General features: G+C 67.8%; 22 protein-coding genes. 10 read left to right on the top strand and 12 right to left on the bottom strand.

Annotated elements, in window-relative coordinates:
• Positions 1-22 precede the first annotated feature (22 nt).
• A complete protein-coding gene (locus tag BN984_RS13180; protein WP_008093118.1) occupies positions 23-2,863 on the top strand; it encodes a DEAD/DEAH box helicase in 2,841 nt (946 codons plus the stop codon).
• A 24-nt stretch (positions 2,864-2,887) separates the two neighbouring features.
• Here the strand turns inward: BN984_RS13180 and BN984_RS13175 are convergent, their stop codons facing one another.
• Together BN984_RS13175 and BN984_RS13170 are read right to left on the bottom strand one after the other, a co-directional pair.
• Positions 2,888-3,277: a DUF7522 family protein gene (locus BN984_RS13175; RefSeq protein WP_004977200.1), complete on the bottom strand. Its 390-nt coding sequence runs from the start codon at positions 3,275-3,277 to the stop codon at positions 2,888-2,890.
• A gap of 91 nt (positions 3,278-3,368) precedes the next feature.
• Positions 3,369-3,770: an ArsR/SmtB family transcription factor gene (locus tag BN984_RS13170; RefSeq protein WP_008093115.1), complete on the bottom strand. Its 402-nt coding sequence runs from the start codon at positions 3,768-3,770 to the stop codon at positions 3,369-3,371.
• A gap of 98 nt (positions 3,771-3,868) precedes the next feature.
• Here BN984_RS13170 and BN984_RS13165 point away from each other — a divergent pair, with 98 nt between their 5' ends.
• Complete coding sequence (locus BN984_RS13165; protein WP_008093113.1) at positions 3,869-4,489, top strand: DUF7509 family protein; 621 nt, start codon at positions 3,869-3,871, stop codon at positions 4,487-4,489.
• 78 nt (positions 4,490-4,567) lie between these two features.
• Complete coding sequence (locus BN984_RS13160) at positions 4,568-5,308, top strand: class I SAM-dependent methyltransferase (RefSeq protein WP_008093111.1); 741 nt, start codon at positions 4,568-4,570, stop codon at positions 5,306-5,308.
• Positions 5,309-5,388: 80 nt separating this feature from the next.
• Here the strand turns inward: BN984_RS13160 and BN984_RS13155 are convergent, their stop codons facing one another.
• On the bottom strand, positions 5,389-5,706 hold the full coding sequence (locus BN984_RS13155) for a hypothetical protein (RefSeq protein ID WP_049968407.1): 318 nt from the start codon (positions 5,704-5,706) through the stop codon (positions 5,389-5,391).
• 100 nt (positions 5,707-5,806) lie between these two features.
• Positions 5,807-8,014, bottom strand: coding sequence for a CDC48 family AAA ATPase (locus BN984_RS13150; protein WP_008093108.1), 2,208 nt, complete (start codon positions 8,012-8,014; stop codon positions 5,807-5,809).
• 78 nt (positions 8,015-8,092) lie between these two features.
• Here BN984_RS13150 and BN984_RS20085 point away from each other — a divergent pair, with 78 nt between their 5' ends.
• On the top strand, positions 8,093-8,227 hold the full coding sequence (locus BN984_RS20085; protein WP_008093105.1) for a DUF7128 family protein: 135 nt from the start codon (positions 8,093-8,095) through the stop codon (positions 8,225-8,227).
• 25 nt (positions 8,228-8,252) lie between these two features.
• Here BN984_RS20085 and BN984_RS13140 read toward each other — a convergent pair whose 3' ends face one another.
• Positions 8,253-8,489: a DUF7508 domain-containing protein gene (locus BN984_RS13140; protein ID WP_049968406.1), complete on the bottom strand. Its 237-nt coding sequence runs from the start codon at positions 8,487-8,489 to the stop codon at positions 8,253-8,255.
• Positions 8,489-8,917 carry a DUF5796 family protein gene (locus BN984_RS13135; RefSeq protein ID WP_008093101.1) on the bottom strand — a complete coding sequence of 143 codons (429 nt, stop codon included), beginning with the start codon at positions 8,915-8,917 and terminating at the stop codon, positions 8,489-8,491. Before BN984_RS13135 ends, BN984_RS13140 begins: the two co-directional genes overlap by 1 nt.
• Positions 8,918-9,074: 157 nt before the next feature.
• Here BN984_RS13135 and BN984_RS13130 point away from each other — a divergent pair, with 157 nt between their 5' ends.
• Positions 9,075-9,944, top strand: coding sequence for a shikimate kinase (locus BN984_RS13130; protein ID WP_008093099.1), 870 nt, complete (start codon positions 9,075-9,077; stop codon positions 9,942-9,944).
• Positions 9,941-10,249: a chorismate mutase gene (locus BN984_RS13125; RefSeq protein WP_004977216.1), complete on the top strand. Its 309-nt coding sequence runs from the start codon at positions 9,941-9,943 to the stop codon at positions 10,247-10,249. The genes BN984_RS13130 and BN984_RS13125 overlap by 4 nt, the downstream gene beginning before the upstream one ends.
• A gap of 110 nt (positions 10,250-10,359) precedes the next feature.
• Here the strand turns inward: BN984_RS13125 and BN984_RS13120 are convergent, their stop codons facing one another.
• The gene (locus BN984_RS13120; protein ID WP_049913420.1) at positions 10,360-11,361 is read right to left on the bottom strand and encodes an arsenic resistance protein; all 1,002 of its coding nucleotides are present in this window, start codon (positions 11,359-11,361) and stop codon (positions 10,360-10,362) included.
• A gap of 222 nt (positions 11,362-11,583) precedes the next feature.
• On the bottom strand, positions 11,584-11,970 hold the full coding sequence (locus BN984_RS13115; protein WP_004977218.1) for a CopG family ribbon-helix-helix protein: 387 nt from the start codon (positions 11,968-11,970) through the stop codon (positions 11,584-11,586).
• A gap of 106 nt (positions 11,971-12,076) precedes the next feature.
• Between BN984_RS13115 and BN984_RS13110 the strand changes: the two genes are divergently transcribed.
• The 3 genes from BN984_RS13110 (at position 12,077) to BN984_RS13100 (ending at position 14,246) form a co-directional block, all read left to right on the top strand.
• Positions 12,077-12,961 carry a sulfite exporter TauE/SafE family protein gene (locus tag BN984_RS13110; RefSeq protein WP_008093093.1) on the top strand — a complete coding sequence of 295 codons (885 nt, stop codon included), beginning with the start codon at positions 12,077-12,079 and terminating at the stop codon, positions 12,959-12,961.
• A gap of 121 nt (positions 12,962-13,082) precedes the next feature.
• Positions 13,083-13,724, top strand: coding sequence for a LysE family translocator (locus BN984_RS13105; RefSeq protein ID WP_338036216.1), 642 nt, complete (start codon positions 13,083-13,085; stop codon positions 13,722-13,724).
• 96 nt (positions 13,725-13,820) lie between these two features.
• Positions 13,821-14,246: an OsmC family protein gene (locus BN984_RS13100; RefSeq protein WP_008093087.1), complete on the top strand. Its 426-nt coding sequence runs from the start codon at positions 13,821-13,823 to the stop codon at positions 14,244-14,246.
• Between the two features lie 66 nt (positions 14,247-14,312).
• Here BN984_RS13100 and BN984_RS13095 read toward each other — a convergent pair whose 3' ends face one another.
• Positions 14,313-15,119, bottom strand: a complete 807-nt coding sequence (locus BN984_RS13095) for an aminoglycoside N(3)-acetyltransferase (RefSeq protein ID WP_049968405.1) — start codon at positions 15,117-15,119, stop codon at positions 14,313-14,315.
• A gap of 84 nt (positions 15,120-15,203) precedes the next feature.
• On the opposite strand from BN984_RS13095, the gene BN984_RS19975 reads away from it, so the two are divergent.
• Entirely contained in the window at positions 15,204-15,452 is a 249-nt protein-coding gene (locus tag BN984_RS19975; RefSeq protein WP_008093083.1) for a hypothetical protein, read from the top strand.
• 4 nt (positions 15,453-15,456) lie between these two features.
• Here BN984_RS19975 and BN984_RS13085 read toward each other — a convergent pair whose 3' ends face one another.
• From BN984_RS13085 to surE, 3 genes are all read right to left on the bottom strand, one after another.
• Positions 15,457-15,681 (bottom strand): hypothetical protein, encoded by a 225-nt coding sequence (locus tag BN984_RS13085; protein ID WP_049968404.1) that lies wholly within the window; start codon positions 15,679-15,681, stop codon positions 15,457-15,459.
• Between the two features lie 110 nt (positions 15,682-15,791).
• Complete coding sequence (locus BN984_RS20080) at positions 15,792-15,917, bottom strand: hypothetical protein (RefSeq protein ID WP_255409901.1); 126 nt, start codon at positions 15,915-15,917, stop codon at positions 15,792-15,794.
• A gap of 70 nt (positions 15,918-15,987) precedes the next feature.
• Positions 15,988-16,779, bottom strand: a complete 792-nt coding sequence (surE, locus tag BN984_RS13080; protein ID WP_008093078.1) for a 5'/3'-nucleotidase SurE — start codon at positions 16,777-16,779, stop codon at positions 15,988-15,990.
• Positions 16,780-16,827 lie beyond the last annotated feature (48 nt).

Here is a 16,827-nt window from a genome sequence, read left to right as displayed (position 1 = left end):
CTTCGAACCGTAACCTCGGGCGATGCCAGACGGCGAGGCCGCCGCCGGAATGGACGCCTTCGCGACGCTCTCGTCGCCCGTTCGAAACGCGCTCTCGGAGCGCGGATTCACGACGCCCACCGAGCCGCAGCGCCGGGCGATTCCCCCGCTGACCGACGGGAAACACGGCCTCATCATCGCGCCCACGGGCACCGGAAAGACGGAGACGGCGATGCTGCCGGTCTTTTCGGCCATCGCCGACGCCGAGGGTCGGTTCGGTATCTCGGCGCTCTACATCACCCCGCTTCGGGCGCTGAACCGCGACATGCGCCAGCGGCTCGACTGGTGGGGCGAACAGCTCGACGTCGACATCGACGTTCGCCACGGCGACACCACGCAGTACCAGCGACAGAAGCAGGCCAACGACCCGCCGGACGTGCTGGTGACGACGCCCGAGACGCTGCAGGCGATGCTCACCGGGAAGAAGTTGCGGACGGCGCTGTCGGACGTGCACCACGTCGTCGTCGACGAGGTCCACGAACTCGCGTCGGCGAAGCGCGGCGCGCAGTTGACAATCGGGTTAGAGCGCCTCCGCGAGTTGGCCGGGCCGTTCCAGCGAATCGGGCTCTCGGCGACGGTCGGGTCGCCCGAGGAGGTCGGGAAGTTCCTGACCGGCGACCGACCGTTCGAGGTCATCGAGGTCGACGTGGACAACCGCGTCGAGTTCGAAGTCGTCCGCCCCGAGGTGACGAACGAGGACGAGGCGCTGGCGGGCAAACTCGCCACCGACCCCGAGATAGCGAGCCACGTCCGGACGGTTCGAGATATCGTCCGCGACCACGAGTCCGTGCTCGTCTTCGTCAACACCAGACAGACCGCGGAGGCGCTCGGCTCGCGGTTCAAGGCGCTCGGCGACCCAATCGAGGTCCACCACGGCTCGCTGTCGAAGGACGTTCGCATCGACGTGGAAGACCGCTTCAAGGCCGGCGAGTTGGACGCGCTCATCTGCACGTCGTCGATGGAACTCGGCATCGACGTGGGCCGGGTGGACCACGTCGTCCAGTACAACAGCCCCCGCGAGGTGTCGCGGCTCCTCCAGCGGGTCGGCCGGGCGGGCCACCGCTTGGGCGTCGTCTCCCGCGGGACCGTCGTCACCGACCACCCCGATGACACGCTCGAAGCGCTCGCCATCGCCCGGCGGGCCGTCTCCGGCGAGGTCGAACCCGCCCGCGTCCACCACGGGAGCCTCGACACCGTCGCCAACCAAATCGTCGGCGTCGTCATGGACTACGGTGACGTGTCGGCCCGCCGCGCCTACGAGATTATCACGCGGGCGTACCCCTTCCGCGACCTCGACGAGGACGACTTTCGGGCGGTCGTCCGCGAACTCTCGGGGAACCGCCTCCTCTGGCTCGACGAGGACAAAGACCTCCTCGAAAAGTCCGGCGGCACGTGGCAGTACTTCTACGCCAACCTCTCGATGATTCCCGACGAGGAGACCTACGACGTTCACGACATCTCCTCGCGCCGGCAGATAGGGACGCTCGACGAGAAGTTCGTCCTCAACTTCGCCGCGCCGGGCGCGACGTTCATCCAGCGCGGCGAGATGTGGCGCGTCAACGACGTGGACGAGGAGGAGGCGCAAGTGAACGTCTCGCCCATCGAGGACCCCGGCGGCGAGGTGCCGTCGTGGGTCGGCTCGGAGATTCCGGTGCCCGCGCCGGTCGCCGGTGAGGTGGGCGAACTCCGCGACGTGGCCGCGCCGCAGTTCGAGTCCGGAGCCGACCGCGAGGCCGTCGCCCGCGACATCGCCATGCGCTACCCGACCGACGAGGCCACGGTCCGCTCGGCGCTCGGCCCCATCGAGAAACAGGTCGAAGCCGACGCGCCGATTCCGACGGCGAACAGGCTCGTCCTCGAAGGCTCGCCTCGGAAGGTGACGCTGAACTCGCCGTACGGCCACCGGGTGAACGAGACGCTCGGTCGGCTCCTCTCGGCGCTCATCGGCCAGCGGACCGGCTCGTCGGTCGGGATGGAGGTCGACCCCTACCGCATCGAGTTCGACGTGCCGGGGAAGGTCCGCCCGACGACGTTCGCCGAGGTGCTCCGCGAGACCGACCCCGACCACGTCGAGGCCCTGCTCGAACTCGCGCTCAAGCGGTCGGACTCGCTGAAGTTCACGCTCGCACAGGTGGCCGCGAAGTTCGGCGCGCTCAAGCGCTATCAGGGGAAGGGTCGCTTCGGCGGCGACCGCCTCCTCGCCGCGCTGGAGGACACGCCCGTCTACGACGAGGCCGTCCGCGAGGTGTTCCATACGGACCTCGCCGTCGAGGAGACGGTTGAACTGCTCCGCCGCGTCCGCGAGGGCGACGTGGAACTCGCCGTCGCCCGCGAACCGACCGCCATCGGCACCGGCGGCCGCGGGTCGGGAACCGACCTGCTCGTCCCCGAGAACGCCGACGCGAGCGTCATCGAGACGGTCCGCGACCGGATTCAGAACGACCGCGTGCTGTTGGCGTGTCTCCACTGCAAAGACTGGACTCGAAAGACGAAGGTAAAGCGCGTCCGCGACCCCGTGGCGTGCCCCGAGTGCGGCGCGACCCGCGTCGCCGCGCTCAATCCGTGGGACGAGGAGACGGTGAAAGCGGTCCGCACGCCGGAGAAAGACGACGAACAGGAGCGACTGACGAAGCGGGCCTACCGCTCGGCGAGTCTCGTGCAGGCCCACGGCAAGCGGGCGGTCGTCGCGCTCGCGGCCCGCGGGGTCGGCCCGCACAACGCCGCGCGCATCATCAACAAGCTCCGCGAGGACGAAGACGACTTCTACCGCGACATCCTCGAACGGGAGCGCGAGTACGCCCGAACCCAGTCGTTCTGGGACTGACGGGGTGGATTCCGGTTCGCCCGCTTACTCCTCGATGGCCCACTCGTCGAGAATCTCGGTCGTCGCGGCCGCCAGCGCCTCGAAGTCCTGCATCGAGATGCCGTCGGTGGTGACGAAGACGCCAAAGTCCTCGACGGTGATGCGAACGAGGTAGCCGTTTTCGAACACGCGAATCGTGTACTCGTAGTCGCCGAGTTCGGAGCCGCGGTAGGCGTCCTGGGTCATCTTGAAGTCGTGCCACTCGTTGCCGATAAAGGAGTTCAGGTCGGCCTCCTGTTCGAGGTCCTCGCGGAGGTACACCTGCACGTAGTCGAAGCGGCTGAAGTACGTGAGCGACCGGAGGCTGTCGCCGACGGCCGTGCGGCAGACGGTGACGAGCTTTTCTTTTGCTTCCTCGGGGAGGAGATTGGACATCGCTTCAGCCTGCGCGAGCGAGCGCCAAATAGGCGGCGGCTTCGGCAGCGGGCGGGTGGGAGCTGAGACGCGGCGGTCGTCCGTGACGCCGCTACTCCGACGCGTAGACGTCCCGGTAGTCGCGCTCGCGCCGGATGAGCTCCTCGACGCCGTGTTCGAGGATGTCGGAGCCGAGCGACGTGGCGCGATAGTACGAAAACAGGCCCTCGTCGTCGGCTTGCGACCGTTTTCGCTTCTCGACTAACCCGGCGTCGACGAGTTTACCGAGGTGGTAGTGGAGCGTGTTCGCCTGCACGTCGAGCGCCTCGGCCAGCGCTTTCGGACTTCGCTCGCCGAAGTGGACCAGTCGGTACAGCAGGGTAAAGCGCGTCCGGTCGCCGAGTGCCGCCTGCATGTCGAGGTACTCGTCCAGCGTGAGGACGCTCGTCGGCGGCAGCAACTCGGCGGGGTCCTCGGGCAGCCCGTCCGAATCGACCGGGTCGTTCGTCGCCATCTCGGTTCGCTAGATGGAGCGTATCGAGTTAACGGTTCTTGAGTCGAACTTCGCTGAAAAATCCGAATTTTATATACTAACGTGCGGTACGTGTGCCCATGACGGACGCCATCTCGCGCGACGAGATACGGGCGGCGCTCGGGCGAACGACCTACGACCGGTTTCTCGTCTACGTGATGGGTCCGTACAAGTCGTTCAACCTCAACTACGTCCTTTCGGAGGAGGAACTCGCCGCCATCGACATCGAGGACCTCCCCGGACCGATTCGGAAGCTGTTCGCCGCGCGGGACGAGGTCGACGACGCGCTCGCGCTCCTCCGACGGGTGCAAGGAAGTCTCCGCGCGGACCCGGGTGTCAACGCCTTTCTCGCCGTCGACGTGGACCTCAGCACCGACGAGGTGGACGCCGCCACGCAGTCGCTCGCGTTTGCCGAGGCGAGCAACGCGACCGTGTTCGTGCTGCCGTTTCTCGGCCACAACTTCGGCGTCGGCGAGGAGGCGGGGTCGATACTCGAGCGACTCTCCGAGACGCACGGCGACAGAATCGTCTTCGTCCACGAAGCGACGGTCACGAGCGAGATGATTCGCGCGGCGCGCGCCCGCTGGGACCTCCGCGTCGAGACCTACGACACCGAAGCGGAGCTACGCAAGCGCATCCGACTGTTCGTCGCGGACGTGATGAACCGCGAACTACACGGCGACTTGGGCCGACTGGACTGACGCTTCCGCCGCACCATGTTGATTGCTACCTAGCAGCACATTAAATATAGTTTACACGAGAGCGACGAACGACACGTCATGCCCGACGACGCCCTCGGACTGGCGATGTTGGACCGGGTTCGCGGCTGTCTGCGCGCCCCGTGCGTCTACCGCGCCGGCGACGACGCCCGTGGTACCGCCGGCGACGCGCACATCTACGAGAACTATCTCGTCCCGTCGCAGCGGTGGCCCGCCGCGAAGCGCGAGTTCGTCGACTCGCTTCGGACGCCCGTCCTCGACGTGGGATGCGGCGCGGGCCAGCACGCTCTCGCCGGACAGGAGCGCGGCGAGGTCGTCGCCTTCGACGTGAGCCCGAACGCGGTTCGCGCGGCCCGCGAGCGCGGCGTCGAGGCGGCGGTCGTCGGTGATATGTTCGACCCGCCGGTCGGGGCGAGTCGGTCAGAGCCGTCGGCGGGAGGCTTCGAGACGGTCCTCGCCAACGGGACGCAGGTCGGACTCGCGGGCTCGCTGGACCGACTCGCCGACCTGCTCGCGTCGTTTGCCGACCTCGTTTCGTCCACCGGCGAAGTCGTCGTCGACTCGTACGACCCGACGCGCGTCGACCCCGAGCGCTTTTTCGGCTACCGGCCGGACCCGCGGGAAGGCGTCGCCCGACGGTCGTTCCGCGTCGAGTACGGCGACCTCCGCGGGCCGATGCTCGACTTCGTTCTCGTCTCGCCGGCCCGACTCCGGGCGGTCGCTACCGAGGCGGGCCTCGACGTGCGCGGGGTGACTGTCCCGAACGCCGAGTCGAGTTACTACCGAGCGCGACTAGCGTGAACCGCGCGGTCCCTGCGGCACTTCGCGGTGGCACTTCGGGGCGAGGTCGTCGCCGGCCGTCTCTTCCCACGCGCTACGGCCTACTCCCAGCGATTGGTCGCCTCGTTGCGCCGTGGAAGGAACGGGAGGAACAGCGCGACGGCGAAGACGATACCCGCGATGGCGAGGTACTCGGGCGACCCGAGGACGACCGCGACGAGCGAGAACACCGATGCCTCGCCGTCGGCGACGGCCGAGACCGCGTCCGCGTCGTTGTTCAACAACACGAGGAACATGAATGTGGCCTCGGCGAACGCGACTCGAAGGCCGGCTTTCGTGACCCACCACGTCGCGGAGAGCGGGCCGCCGGTGAGCGCGTCCCACTCTCGGCGGACCTTCCGCCGCCACGCCGCGTTCACGACACACCTCTGTTGCGAGTGAACATGAGACACAGTACGCGGCGAAACGAGATAATCTCGCAGGTGAGCGGGAACGGAGGTTCTCCGGCGGTCGGCCCCGTCAGACCTGTGTCGGCGAGACAGATTCCAGCGCCGCATCGAAGTGCGCGCGGGTGATGCGCACCTCGTCGGCGTGGTCGTTCGCCTCGGTGCCCTCGTAGGCGTCGGCCACGTCCTGAATCGCACGGAGCGCCGCCTCGCGGCAGACCGCGGCCACGTCGGCCCCGGTGTAGCCGTCCATGTGAGCGGCCACGTCGCCGAGGTCCACGTCGGTGCCGAGCGGCTTGTCGCGGACGTGCACGTCGAGGATGGCCCGGCGTGCCTCGATGTCCGGGGCGGGAACCTCGACGTGGGTCTCCAGCCGGCCGGGTCGGAGGAGCGCGGGGTCGAGCGCGTCCCGGCGGTTCGTCGCCGCGAGGACGACGAGGTTCGGGTTGTCGGCGGCGTTGTCCATCTCCGTCAGGAGTTGGGAGACGACGCGCTCGGTGACGCCCGAGTCCGACCCGGCGCTGTCGCGGTCGGTGGCGATAGCGTCTATCTCGTCGAAGAAGACGATGCTCGGGGCGGCTTGTCGGGCGCGGTCGAACACCTCGCGGACGGACTTCTCGGACTCGCCGACGTAGCGGTCCAGCAGTTCGGGGCCGGCGACGTGGATGAAGTTGACGCCACTTTCGGCCGCGATGGCGCGGGCGAGCATCGTCTTGCCGGTCCCCGGTGGCCCGTGTAAGAGCAGGCCGGTCGGCGGGTCGGTCGAGGCCGCCTCGAACAGCGGCGCGTAGGTCAGCGGCCACGTCACCGCCCGTTCGAGCGTCCGCTTCACGTCGTCGAGACCGCCGACGCCCTCGAAGCCCTCGGTCGGCTGTTCGGCGACGTACTCGCGCATCGCCGAGGGTTCGACCGTCGCCATCGCCGACTCGAAGTCGGCGCGCGTGACGGTCATGTCCGCGACGGCGACCTTCCCGCCACCGTCCCCGCTTCCGCCCCCGCCCTCGCGGCGGACGCGCCGGAGCGCGGTCATCGCGGCCTCCTTGGCCAGCGATTCGAGGTCGGCACCGACGAAGCCGTGGGTTCGGGAGGCCAGTCGGTCGATGTCCACGCCCTCGGCGAGTGGCATCCGCCGGGTGTGCACGTCGAGAATCTCGCGGCGGCCCGCCTCGTTCGGGACGCCGATTTCGATTTCGCGGTCGAAGCGACCGCCCCGACGGAGCGCCGGGTCGAGGCTGTCGACGCGGTTCGTCGCGCCGATGACGACCACGTCGCCGCGGGCGTCCAACCCGTCCATGAGCGACAGCAGTTGGCCGACGACGCGGTTTTCGAGGTCGCCGCCGTCGTCGCGCTTCGACGCGATGGAGTCTATCTCGTCGAAGAAGATGATGGCCGGCGCGTTCTCGCGGGCCGACTGGAACACCTCGCGAAGCTTCTCCTCGGACTCGCCTTTGTACTTCGAGAGCACCTCCGGGCCCGAAATCGTGGTGAAACTCGCGTCGACCTCGTTGGCGACGGCCTTCGCGATGAGGGTCTTCCCGGTGCCCGGTGGGCCGTGTAAGAGGACGCCCTTCGGCGGCTCGATGCCGAGATGGGCGAACACCTCGGGTTCGGACAGCGGGAGCTCTATCATCTCGCGGACGAGGTCGAGTTCGTCGTCGAGGCCGCCGATGTCCTCGTAGGTGACGCCCGTCGCCCGGCCGCGGCTCCCGGCGTCGCCGCCGTCGCCGCCGGTCACGCTCTTGACGGCGTCGCGGACGGTCTCGCTCGCGCCCTTCGAACTCGTAGCCGTCACGGAGACCGCCGTCGCGTCGGTGACGCGGACCACGCCCTCCGGTTTCGTCTCGCTGACGACGAGGGCGGCCCCGCCGAGTCGCTCGACGCGGACGCGGTCGCCCTCGCGGAGCGGCCGGTTCCGAAGCTCCGCCTTCACGACCTCCTCGATGGTCTCGCGGTCCACGCTGGTCCGCTCGAAGGCGCTGGGTCCGGCGAGCGTCACCGAGCGCGCGTCCTCGACGGCTATCTTCCTGACGCGGACGCTGTCGCCGATTTTCACGCCGGCGTTGGCCCGCGTGTCGGCGTCGACGAGCATCTCGCCCGCCGCCGCGCCGGGGCGGGCGGGCCACATCTTCGCGACCGTCTCTCGGGACCCCTCGATGACGACCGTCTCGCCGCTGAGCACGCCGAGTTCACGGCGGGCGGCCTCGGGGAGGCGGGCGATGCCGCGGCCCGCGTCGCGTTTCTCCGCGGCGCGGACGACGAGCGTCACCCCATCTTCTGACATACCCTCCGATTCGGTCGCTCGACCCTTGAGGGTTCGCCCGGAGTAACCGTTTTCCGGGACGGCGCGGTAACAGTACGCATGGTTGCCACGACGGAGAAAGACGGTGTGACGTGGTACCGATGCGAAGAGTGCGGGATGCTGTTCGACGTGGAGACCGACGCCGAGGCCCACGAGGAGAACTGCGACACGGACAGTCCGTCGTACTTGCAGTAGCGGCGCGCGGCGGGTGCGAGGGCGGCTACACCGGGTCGAGTTCGTCTGCGAGTCGCTCGGCGTGGTCCAGCGATGTCGCACGCTCCCAGCGGACGCGCTCGGCGTCGCCATAGGCGAGCGCCTCCTTCAGTTCGTCGCGGAGGACGCCCACGCCGCGGCCGACGAGGTCGCCGTCCGCGTCGCCGAGTTCGTAGTAGCCGTAGGCTTCCGGGGCCTTTCCGATGGTCCGCTTTTCCAGCGGCTCCCAGCGCTTCCGGAGCATCACTCGGCGACGAACTCGTAGGAGTGCTCGGCCCAGTCGTCCTCGACGAAGACGAACACGCGGCCGCGGGCGACCGCGGGGTCGGCCTCGATTTCGAATCGGTGGCCGGGCACACGCCGGACGAGGACGCCGGGGAACAGCTCTTCTTCTTCGCCCTCGCCGAGGATGACGCGGCCGACGCCGCTCGATTCGAGCACGTCGTCGTGGCTCTTGAGGTCGTTGACGTACATCATGACGCCCTCGGTCTCGGTGGGGTCGGTGACGAGAACGTGGACCTCCTTGCCGGGAGCGGTGGCGAGTGTGCCCGTGACCGCTTCGGGGACGCCCCGGTAGACCGTGGTTCGGTTGTCGATGTACTCCACTTCGACGCCGTAGTCGTGGAGTTCGACGCCGAGTGTGCTCGGGGCGATGTCGCTGCGGGCGCTCATGGCTCATCGTTGCCGCGGGGACGGCAAAAACGTCGCGTCTCGGGACGGCTCTCGAGCGGCGGTCTCGAACGCGAAGCCGCCGCGCCGGTCTCCGAACCTACGGGCGAAAACGGCACGGACCGCCACACATAACACGATGTGCCGACCTCCGGCAAGTATGCACGGCCGAGCCACCGCCCTCGGGGCGGGCACCGTCTTGAACGCCCTCGCGACGGCGACCGGCTCCGCGTTCGCCATCGACGCGGAGACCACCGCGTCGGTCGAACTGGACGATTCCGGCGCGGTCCGCGGCAGCATCGCGGAGGCCCCGGACGCCGACACGCGGCTCATCGAGCGCTGCGTCGAGCTTGTGGTCGAGGCGTTCGGCGACGGCGAGGGCGGCACCGTCGAGACCGAAAGCGACCTGCCGATGGCCGCCGGCCTCAAGAGTTCCAGCGCCGCGGCCAACGCGACGGTGCTGGCGACGCTCTCCGCGCTCGGTCGCTCGGTCGGCCCCGGCCCGGACGCCGACATCTCCCGGCTCGACGCCTGCCGGATGGGCGTCCGCGCCGCCCGCGAGGTCGGCGTCACGGCGACCGGTGCGTTCGACGACGCCTCGGCCTCCATGGTCGGCGGCGTCGTCGTCACCGACAACACCGAGGACGAACTCATCGTCCGCGACGAGGTCGACTGGGACGTGCTCGTGTGGACGCCCCCCGAGCGCGCCTACAGCGCCGACGCCGACGTGAGTCGCTGCGAGAACGTCGCCCCGATGGCCGACCTCGTCGCCGACCTCGCGCTCGAAGGCCGCTACGCCGAGGCGATGACCGTCAACGGCCTCGCCTTCTCGGCCGCCCTGGACTTCCCGACCGACCCCGCCGTCGAGGCGATGCCCATCGCCGACGGCGTCTCGCTGTCCGGGACCGGCCCGAGCGTCGTCGCCGTCGGCGACCGCGCCGACCTCGAACGCGTCAGAGAACTATGGGACGCCCGCGACGGAGAGACCCGACTGACGACCACCCGAACCGACGGAGCACGAATCCAATGACAGACGACACCGACACCGCAGCCGAACCGTTCCAGGACATGTCGCTCGACGAACTCCGCGAGGAGATAGAGGATATCGACCGCGGCATCGTCGAACTCATCGCCCGCCGGACCTACGTCGCCGACACCGTCGCGCAGGTCAAAGCCGAGAAGGACCTGCCGACGACCGACGAGTCCCAAGAAGAGCGCGTGATGGAGCGCGCCGGGCAGAACGCGGCCCACTTCGAGGTCGACTCGAACCTCGTGAAGGCGATTTTCCGGCTGCTCATCGAGATGAACAAGGCCGAACAGCGGCAGAATCGGTAGCCGATTTCGGGGTTCTAAGGCCGCACATCGGAGTTTTGTTAGTTGACTCTTCTTTGGGCGGCTGTTCTGTTGTTCCTCGGTCGTTCACGAGGACACGGTACCCACGGACCTCACTCGCGAGTCACCAACTCGGGAAGTGAGATTCGCTTCGGCGAGTCCGGGACGAGCCACGCCGGGACGACTCGCGTGAGAGTGACCATCCCGACCAGTTCGACGAGCGTCTGCGTCACGACGACCGCAGGTACCAGTCGGTACCCCGCCGGAAGCGCAAGTGCAAGTGGGAGGACGACCAGCGAGTTACGGGTGACCGACGTGAACACGAGCGCCCTGCCCTCCCCGGCATCCATCTGCAAGACTCCCGCCGCGAGTCGTCCGAGTATCGACATGACGACGAGGAAGGCGACGTACACCGGAATGACGACTGCAATCTGCTCGATCGAACTCTGCACCCGGGGAAGCTGTGACGCGATGACGACGAACAACGTCGCGCCCATCATCGGAACCGGTAACCACCCCATCGTCTCCTGCCACGCGTCGCCCCTCGACGACCGTTCCGCCCACGCTTCGGTAAGCCACGCGAGCGTCAACGGGAGCGCGATGAGTACCAGAAACGCCTCGACGAACGGCCCCGGTTCGATGACCGCTGCGACCGTCGAACCCATGAACAGCCACAGGTACAACGGGAGCAACAACAGTTGGACGAGCATCAGGGCCGGGGTCGTCGCTGTAACCTGCTCGGCGTCGCCGCCTGCGAGTTCGGTGAAGGTGATTACGTAGTCGATACACGGCGTCAGAAGCACCATGAACGCACCCACGAGGATGACTGGTCGCTGGGGGAGGAACCGAGTGAGTCCCCAGACGACGACGGGGACGACCAAGAAGTTCATACCCAGTGCCGCCGCGACAAACCGCCCGTTCCGAAACGCGCGACGGAGTCGAACGAACGGAATTTCGAGGAACGTGACGTAGAGCAGGGCGGCCAGTACCGGGTCGATGAGCGACTCGGAGAGCGGGGCCGAGTTCGGAAGATAGACGCCGACTCCGACGGCCAAGAGAACGAAGCCTGCATAGACGGCAACTTGATGCCGTTGGAGCCACCGCTTCGAGTTCATCTACTGGCTGATTCGTTCGTCGCCGGTAAACCATCGTCGCTCCCCCGTGTCAGACAGGAAGCGGCGAAGTAGACGGAATCTATCACACCAAGTGGGGACTTGACAGGCCGAACAGCGGCAGAATCGGTAGCTCGGCGCGCCGCGGCCAACCCACTCGAACTCGGCACCGACAGCGCGCGGCGTTCGAACCGAGACTAATCCGAGGCGAGACGCGACGCCGCGTCACTCCCGGATAACCATCACCTTCACCCGGCGGACCGCGTCGAAGTCCCGGAGTCGGTACGTTAGCTCTCGGACGCGCTCCGCGGGGCCGCGGCAGAACAGCGATTCGAGACACCACTCGCCTTGGTGGGTGTGGCTCGTGTTGAGGATGACGTCCTGAAACTCGTGTTGCGCCCCGTGCAGCTCGCGAATCACGTCGTGGTGGCGGTAGTCGAAGCCGACGAGCGCGACGACCTCGCCGGACACGTCTTCGAGCCGGGCGTGGGACTCGATGAACTCCTGCATGGCCTCTCGAACCGCCCGCGACCGGTTTTCGATGCCCTCGTCGCGCCACGCCCGGTCGAACTCCTCGACCAGTTCGTCGGGGATGTTGAAACTCGTCCGCATCGGTTCGAACTGACGTGCGCAGCTACAAGAGTTCCCGTTATGACGACACCCCCGGTTCGGTATTAACAACCCCTATACCCCTCGTTTTCCACGAATACGGTAGTACATGGCCTCGAACGAACTGCTCGGACTCGTCGTCGGCGCGGTGGCTCTCGGGGCCATCCACGGCGTCGAACCGGGTCACGGCTGGCCCGTCGCGGCCTCGTACGCGCTCGACCAAGCGAACAAGTGGGTGTACGGGTTCGCAGCGAGTTTCATCCTCGGAATCGGCCACCTCATCAGCAGTATCGCGATGGTGGGCGTGTTCTTCTACGCGAAGGAGTACTTCGACCTCACGCAGGTCAACGAGCCGATTACGATACTCGGCGGCGTCCAAATCGGTGGACAGGTCAGCCTCGTGGCCGGCGTCTTACTCATCGCACTCGGTGTCCGCGAGTACTACCACGGACACGCTCACGGGACTCACGGGCACGACGACGGAGAGGAGCACGCTCACGACCACGACCACTCACACGAGGGCAGTCACTCGCACGACGATGGCCATTCGCACGACCGCGGGCACTCACATGACCACGATGACCACAGCCACGACGGCCACACTCACGGTCACGATGACGGCGGGTTGTTCTCCCGCCTGAAAGCGTTCGTGCCCTTCGTCGGCGGGCACTCCCACTCTCACTCACACGGCGACCTCGACGAAGCCGCGGACCGCGGCCTCCTCGGCATCGCGTGGTTCGCGTTCGTCCTCGGGTTCGCCCACGAGGAGGAGTTCGAGATTATCGCGCTCTGTGCCGGGTCGAACTACTGCCTCGAACTGATGAGCGCTTACGCCATCACCGTCGTCGTCGGCATCGTCGGACTGACGATGTTGCTGATCGCCGGCTACCAGCAGTACGAAGACGAGGTCGAGAAGTACACGCCGTATCTTCCGGCGTTCTCCGCGGCCGTGTTGGTCCTGATGGGTCTCGGCTTCATCACAGGGCTGCTCTAATCGGTGACGGGTAGTCGGCACCAACGTTGATTGCGCCGGCGGGCCATTCAGGACGGGCGATAGACGTATCACCCGGCGACGCATCGAAGCGACCACGAGGTGATGTCTATTAACCACGACAATCGGAATCTTCGTCCGCGGACTCGTTCTCGGCGTCTCGATAGCCGCGCCGGTCGGACCAATCGGCGTCCTGTGCATCCAGCGAACGCTTTCTAAGGGCCGTCTCTCGGGCTTCGTCAGCGGACTCGGAGCGGCGTCCGCGGACGCGGTCTACGGAGCCATCGCGGGGTTCGGCCTCGCCGCGCTCTCGTCGGTCCTGCTCGGACACCGCAACGGAATCGCCCTCGCTGGCGGGGGAATCCTCCTGTACATCGGCTTCCAGTCGATTCGAGGCGACCCCGAGTCGGTCGAGTCGGCACCGACGGCGGACTCGTCTTCTGTAAGTACGCCGGCCAGCGACGCCCGGACACTCGTCGCCGACTTCGGGTCGACGTTCCTCCTGACGCTGACGAACCCGGTGACGATACTCGCCTTCGTGGGCATCTTCGCCGGCTTGGGCGTCGGCGTCTCGGGCGACTACCTCGCGGCGGCGGTCCTCGTCGCGGGCGTCTTCGCCGGGTCGGCGCTCTGGTGGTTCGTCCTGAGCGCCGCCGTCGACCGCGTCCGGGAGCGAGTCACCCCGGCGGTCCTCCGGCGGGTGAACCAACTCGCGGGCGTCGTCATCGTCGGGTTCGGGGTCGCCGCGCTCTGGAGCGGCCTGTAGCGCGCCGCCTCAATCTCTACTCCGCGCCCGCCGGCCGCCTCGAACGCGCCGTTCGCCGTCATCTCCATATCGTTGGCGACCGTAGGCGTGCGTGAGATGCCCACGCACAAAGCTGAGACGACGTGGACCGGTGGCAAAGACGGCAGCGGCGAGTTCTCGACGGAGAGCGGGACCGTCGAGGGGACGTTCACGTTCCCGACGCGGTTCGAGGACGAACCCGGGTCGAACCCCGAGGAACTCATCGGCGCGGCCCACTCCGGCTGTTTCTCGATGCAGTTGACCGCGTTCCTCGAAGGTGAGGGCTACGCGCCGACGAGCCTCCACACCGCGGCCGACGTGCACCTCGACCCGGCCGACGGCGGCGGCTTCGAAATCTCTCGCATCGACCTGACGCTCGACGCCGACGTGCCCGACATCGACGAGGAGACGTTCGCCGAACTCGCCCAGCGCGCGAAGGAGAGCTGTCCGGTGTCGAAGGCGCTCGCCGGGCCGGAAATCACGCTGACCGCGACGCTCGCCTGAGCGGACGCGTCGAATCCGGCATCGCGTCCGGCGTCGCGAACCGACCGAGTCGACCGCGCCCTCGGCTCAGCGGTTCGACTCGAACCAGTCTTCGGCGAAGTCGACCAGCGCGGGCTGGTCGAGGAGCGTCGCCTGCGCGGCCGCGACCGACCCGTCTGTCGCGCCGACGGCCGTCTCGAACGCCTCGCCGACTTCCTCGAAGTCGTCGGTCTCGACTTCGATGTCCTCGTACTCGACGACGACGCGCTCGCCGTCTCGGAGCAGCGGCGCGCGCTCCGTCGTCCGCGTCTTTTCGAAGTCCGCGCGGTGTTCGGCGAGGTGGAGCGAGGTGTCGTTCCCGTGGCCGACGCCGAGCAGGAGCACGTCGCCGCCGCGGTCGTACACCCGAGCCAGCGGTGACCCGTCGCCGAGGCCGTAATCGAGTTCGTGGTCAGCGGCTATCGCTTCGGCAGCCGCGCCCCACGCCGCGAAGGAGACCGTCGGATGCTCGCTGCGGACGACGCCGGGGTAGTTGCGGAAGCACTCGGGTATCGCGCCCATTCCGCGGGTGGGCGTCACGTCGGGGCGGAACGGCGGCATCGACTCGCCGATGGTTTCCACCCAGTCGTCGGGGACCGGCGGGTTCTCCCACACCGACGGGTCGGTGTACTGGCCCGTGTGGGTCGGCATGACCAGCGTCCCGTCGTCGGTCAGCACCGTCTGGAGGGCGTCCACGACCGCTTGCGGGCCGCCGGCGACCCAGCCGAGCGAACTGAGCGACGAGTGCACGAGGAGGGTGTCGCCGGCCGCGACGCCGAGCGAGCGGAGGTCCGCGGCGAGCGACTCGACGGTTCCCGGCTCGTCGACGCGCTCGACCGCATCTGCTTCGGACATACGCGTCCGTCGGCCGGCCCGGGATTCAATCTTTGGTGTCGGCCGACCGAAAGGACCAGGTTCGCCCCCGGCGACGCGTTCGACATGTCACGCGTCTCCGCCCGCGACGCCCTCCGCTACGCGACCGAAGACGACGCCATCGCGCTGTTTGCCGTCATCGCCGGCGGCTGGGTGTTGCTAGCCGTCGGCAGTTTCGCCCTCGCAGGCTACGGGTTCGGGCTGATGTTCGCTCTCGGAATCGTCGCCTCACTCGCCGGGGCGCTCGCGATGTTCGCCGGGGGCGTCGGCCTCGCGTACAAACTGCTGGTGGACAGTCGCTGGGCGGCGGAGTGAGAAATCAGTTCACCGCCCGAGAGAAGCCGACGAAGGCCACGTAACAGAGCCCGCCCATCACGAGAAAGCCGAACTGGTAGCCGGTGTTCGAGACGATGTCGGCGACCGACTGCGCCGGGCGGAGCAGTTTCAGCCACAGAACCATGCCCGCGCCGAGCATTCCGACAAGCCAGAGACCTCCCAAGAGCGGCCGCTGTTTCAGATAGTCGTTGAGCTCGTCACGGTTCATGACATTCAAATGACAGTAATCATATAAAAAGGCGACGGTGAGGCTCGGGCCGCATGCGTGGCGCATCGCGCGAGTCGCCGCGGTCGACAAGACCCTCCGAAGGGCGGACCTCAGAAGAACTGTTCGAACAGCCGTCCGAGGAGGAGGATGACGAGCGGGATGCTAAACAGCACCGCGATAGTGACGAGAAAGCCGGTGACGCTGCCCGACTCGGCGGCTTGGAGAAACGGGGTCATCGGTCTCGTCGGCGTTTCAGGACCCTCGGATATACGCTTTGTTGCCACCGGACGACGCTCGACGCTCGGCCTACTCCAGATACGTCTCGGCGAGCGCGTCCAGCGCCTCGTGGCGGTGGGTCGTGTGCGGCGCGGTCAGCGGCGAGACCGACACGCGGCCCTCGACGACGGCCCGGCGGTCGGTGCCGTCGGGGTCCGGGATGTCGCCGGTTCGCATCCGCTCCCAGACGCGGTCGTGGAGCTTCACGGTCCCGTTTTCGAACTCCGCGGTCATGTCGTACAGCTCCGAGGGAACCGTCACCTGCATGTCCGCGGGGTCGCCGCTGGGGTCGCGCATGGGCGCGTTGACGTTGAGGTAGTCGCACTGGTCGAAGACGCCGGCCGGCTCGGCGTGTTTGACGAGGTACGAGGCCGCGTGGGTCGCCTCGCGGAAGTCCCGCGGGTCGGTCGCCTTCTCGTGCCACGGCAGGTCGCCGCCGGCGGGGACGTACAGCGAGAGGGCGATGGCGGGCACGTCGAAGAACGCGGCCTCGACGGCGGCGCTGACGGTTCCCGACCGGCCGAGGACGTACGCGCCGATGTTGGCTCCCTTGTTGATGCCGGAAACGACCATGTCCACGTCGGGACACAGCGCCTCCAGGCCGGCGACCGTGCAGTCGGCTGGCGTCCCCTCCAGCGCGTAGCCGAGTTCGTGCTCGGTGACGACCGCGTCGGTGGACATCTTCCGGCCGACCGCGCTCTGGTCCGTCGCGGGCGCGACCGCCGTCACGTCGGCGAACTCCGAGAGGGCGTCGTAGAGCGCGCGGAAGCCGACGCTCTCGATGCCGTCGTCGTTGGTGAGGAGGATGCTGGGTTCGCTCATGGTCCGACTGGGGACGGAGCGCGCAAAAAGCCACCCGTCGGACGCAAC

This window comes from Haloferax prahovense (genome assembly GCF_000723845.1).
Classification (GTDB): domain Archaea; phylum Halobacteriota; class Halobacteria; order Halobacteriales; family Haloferacaceae; genus Haloferax; species Haloferax prahovense.
Note: the sequence above shows the minus strand (reverse complement) of the source record. Positions and strands in the feature narration are given on the sequence as shown.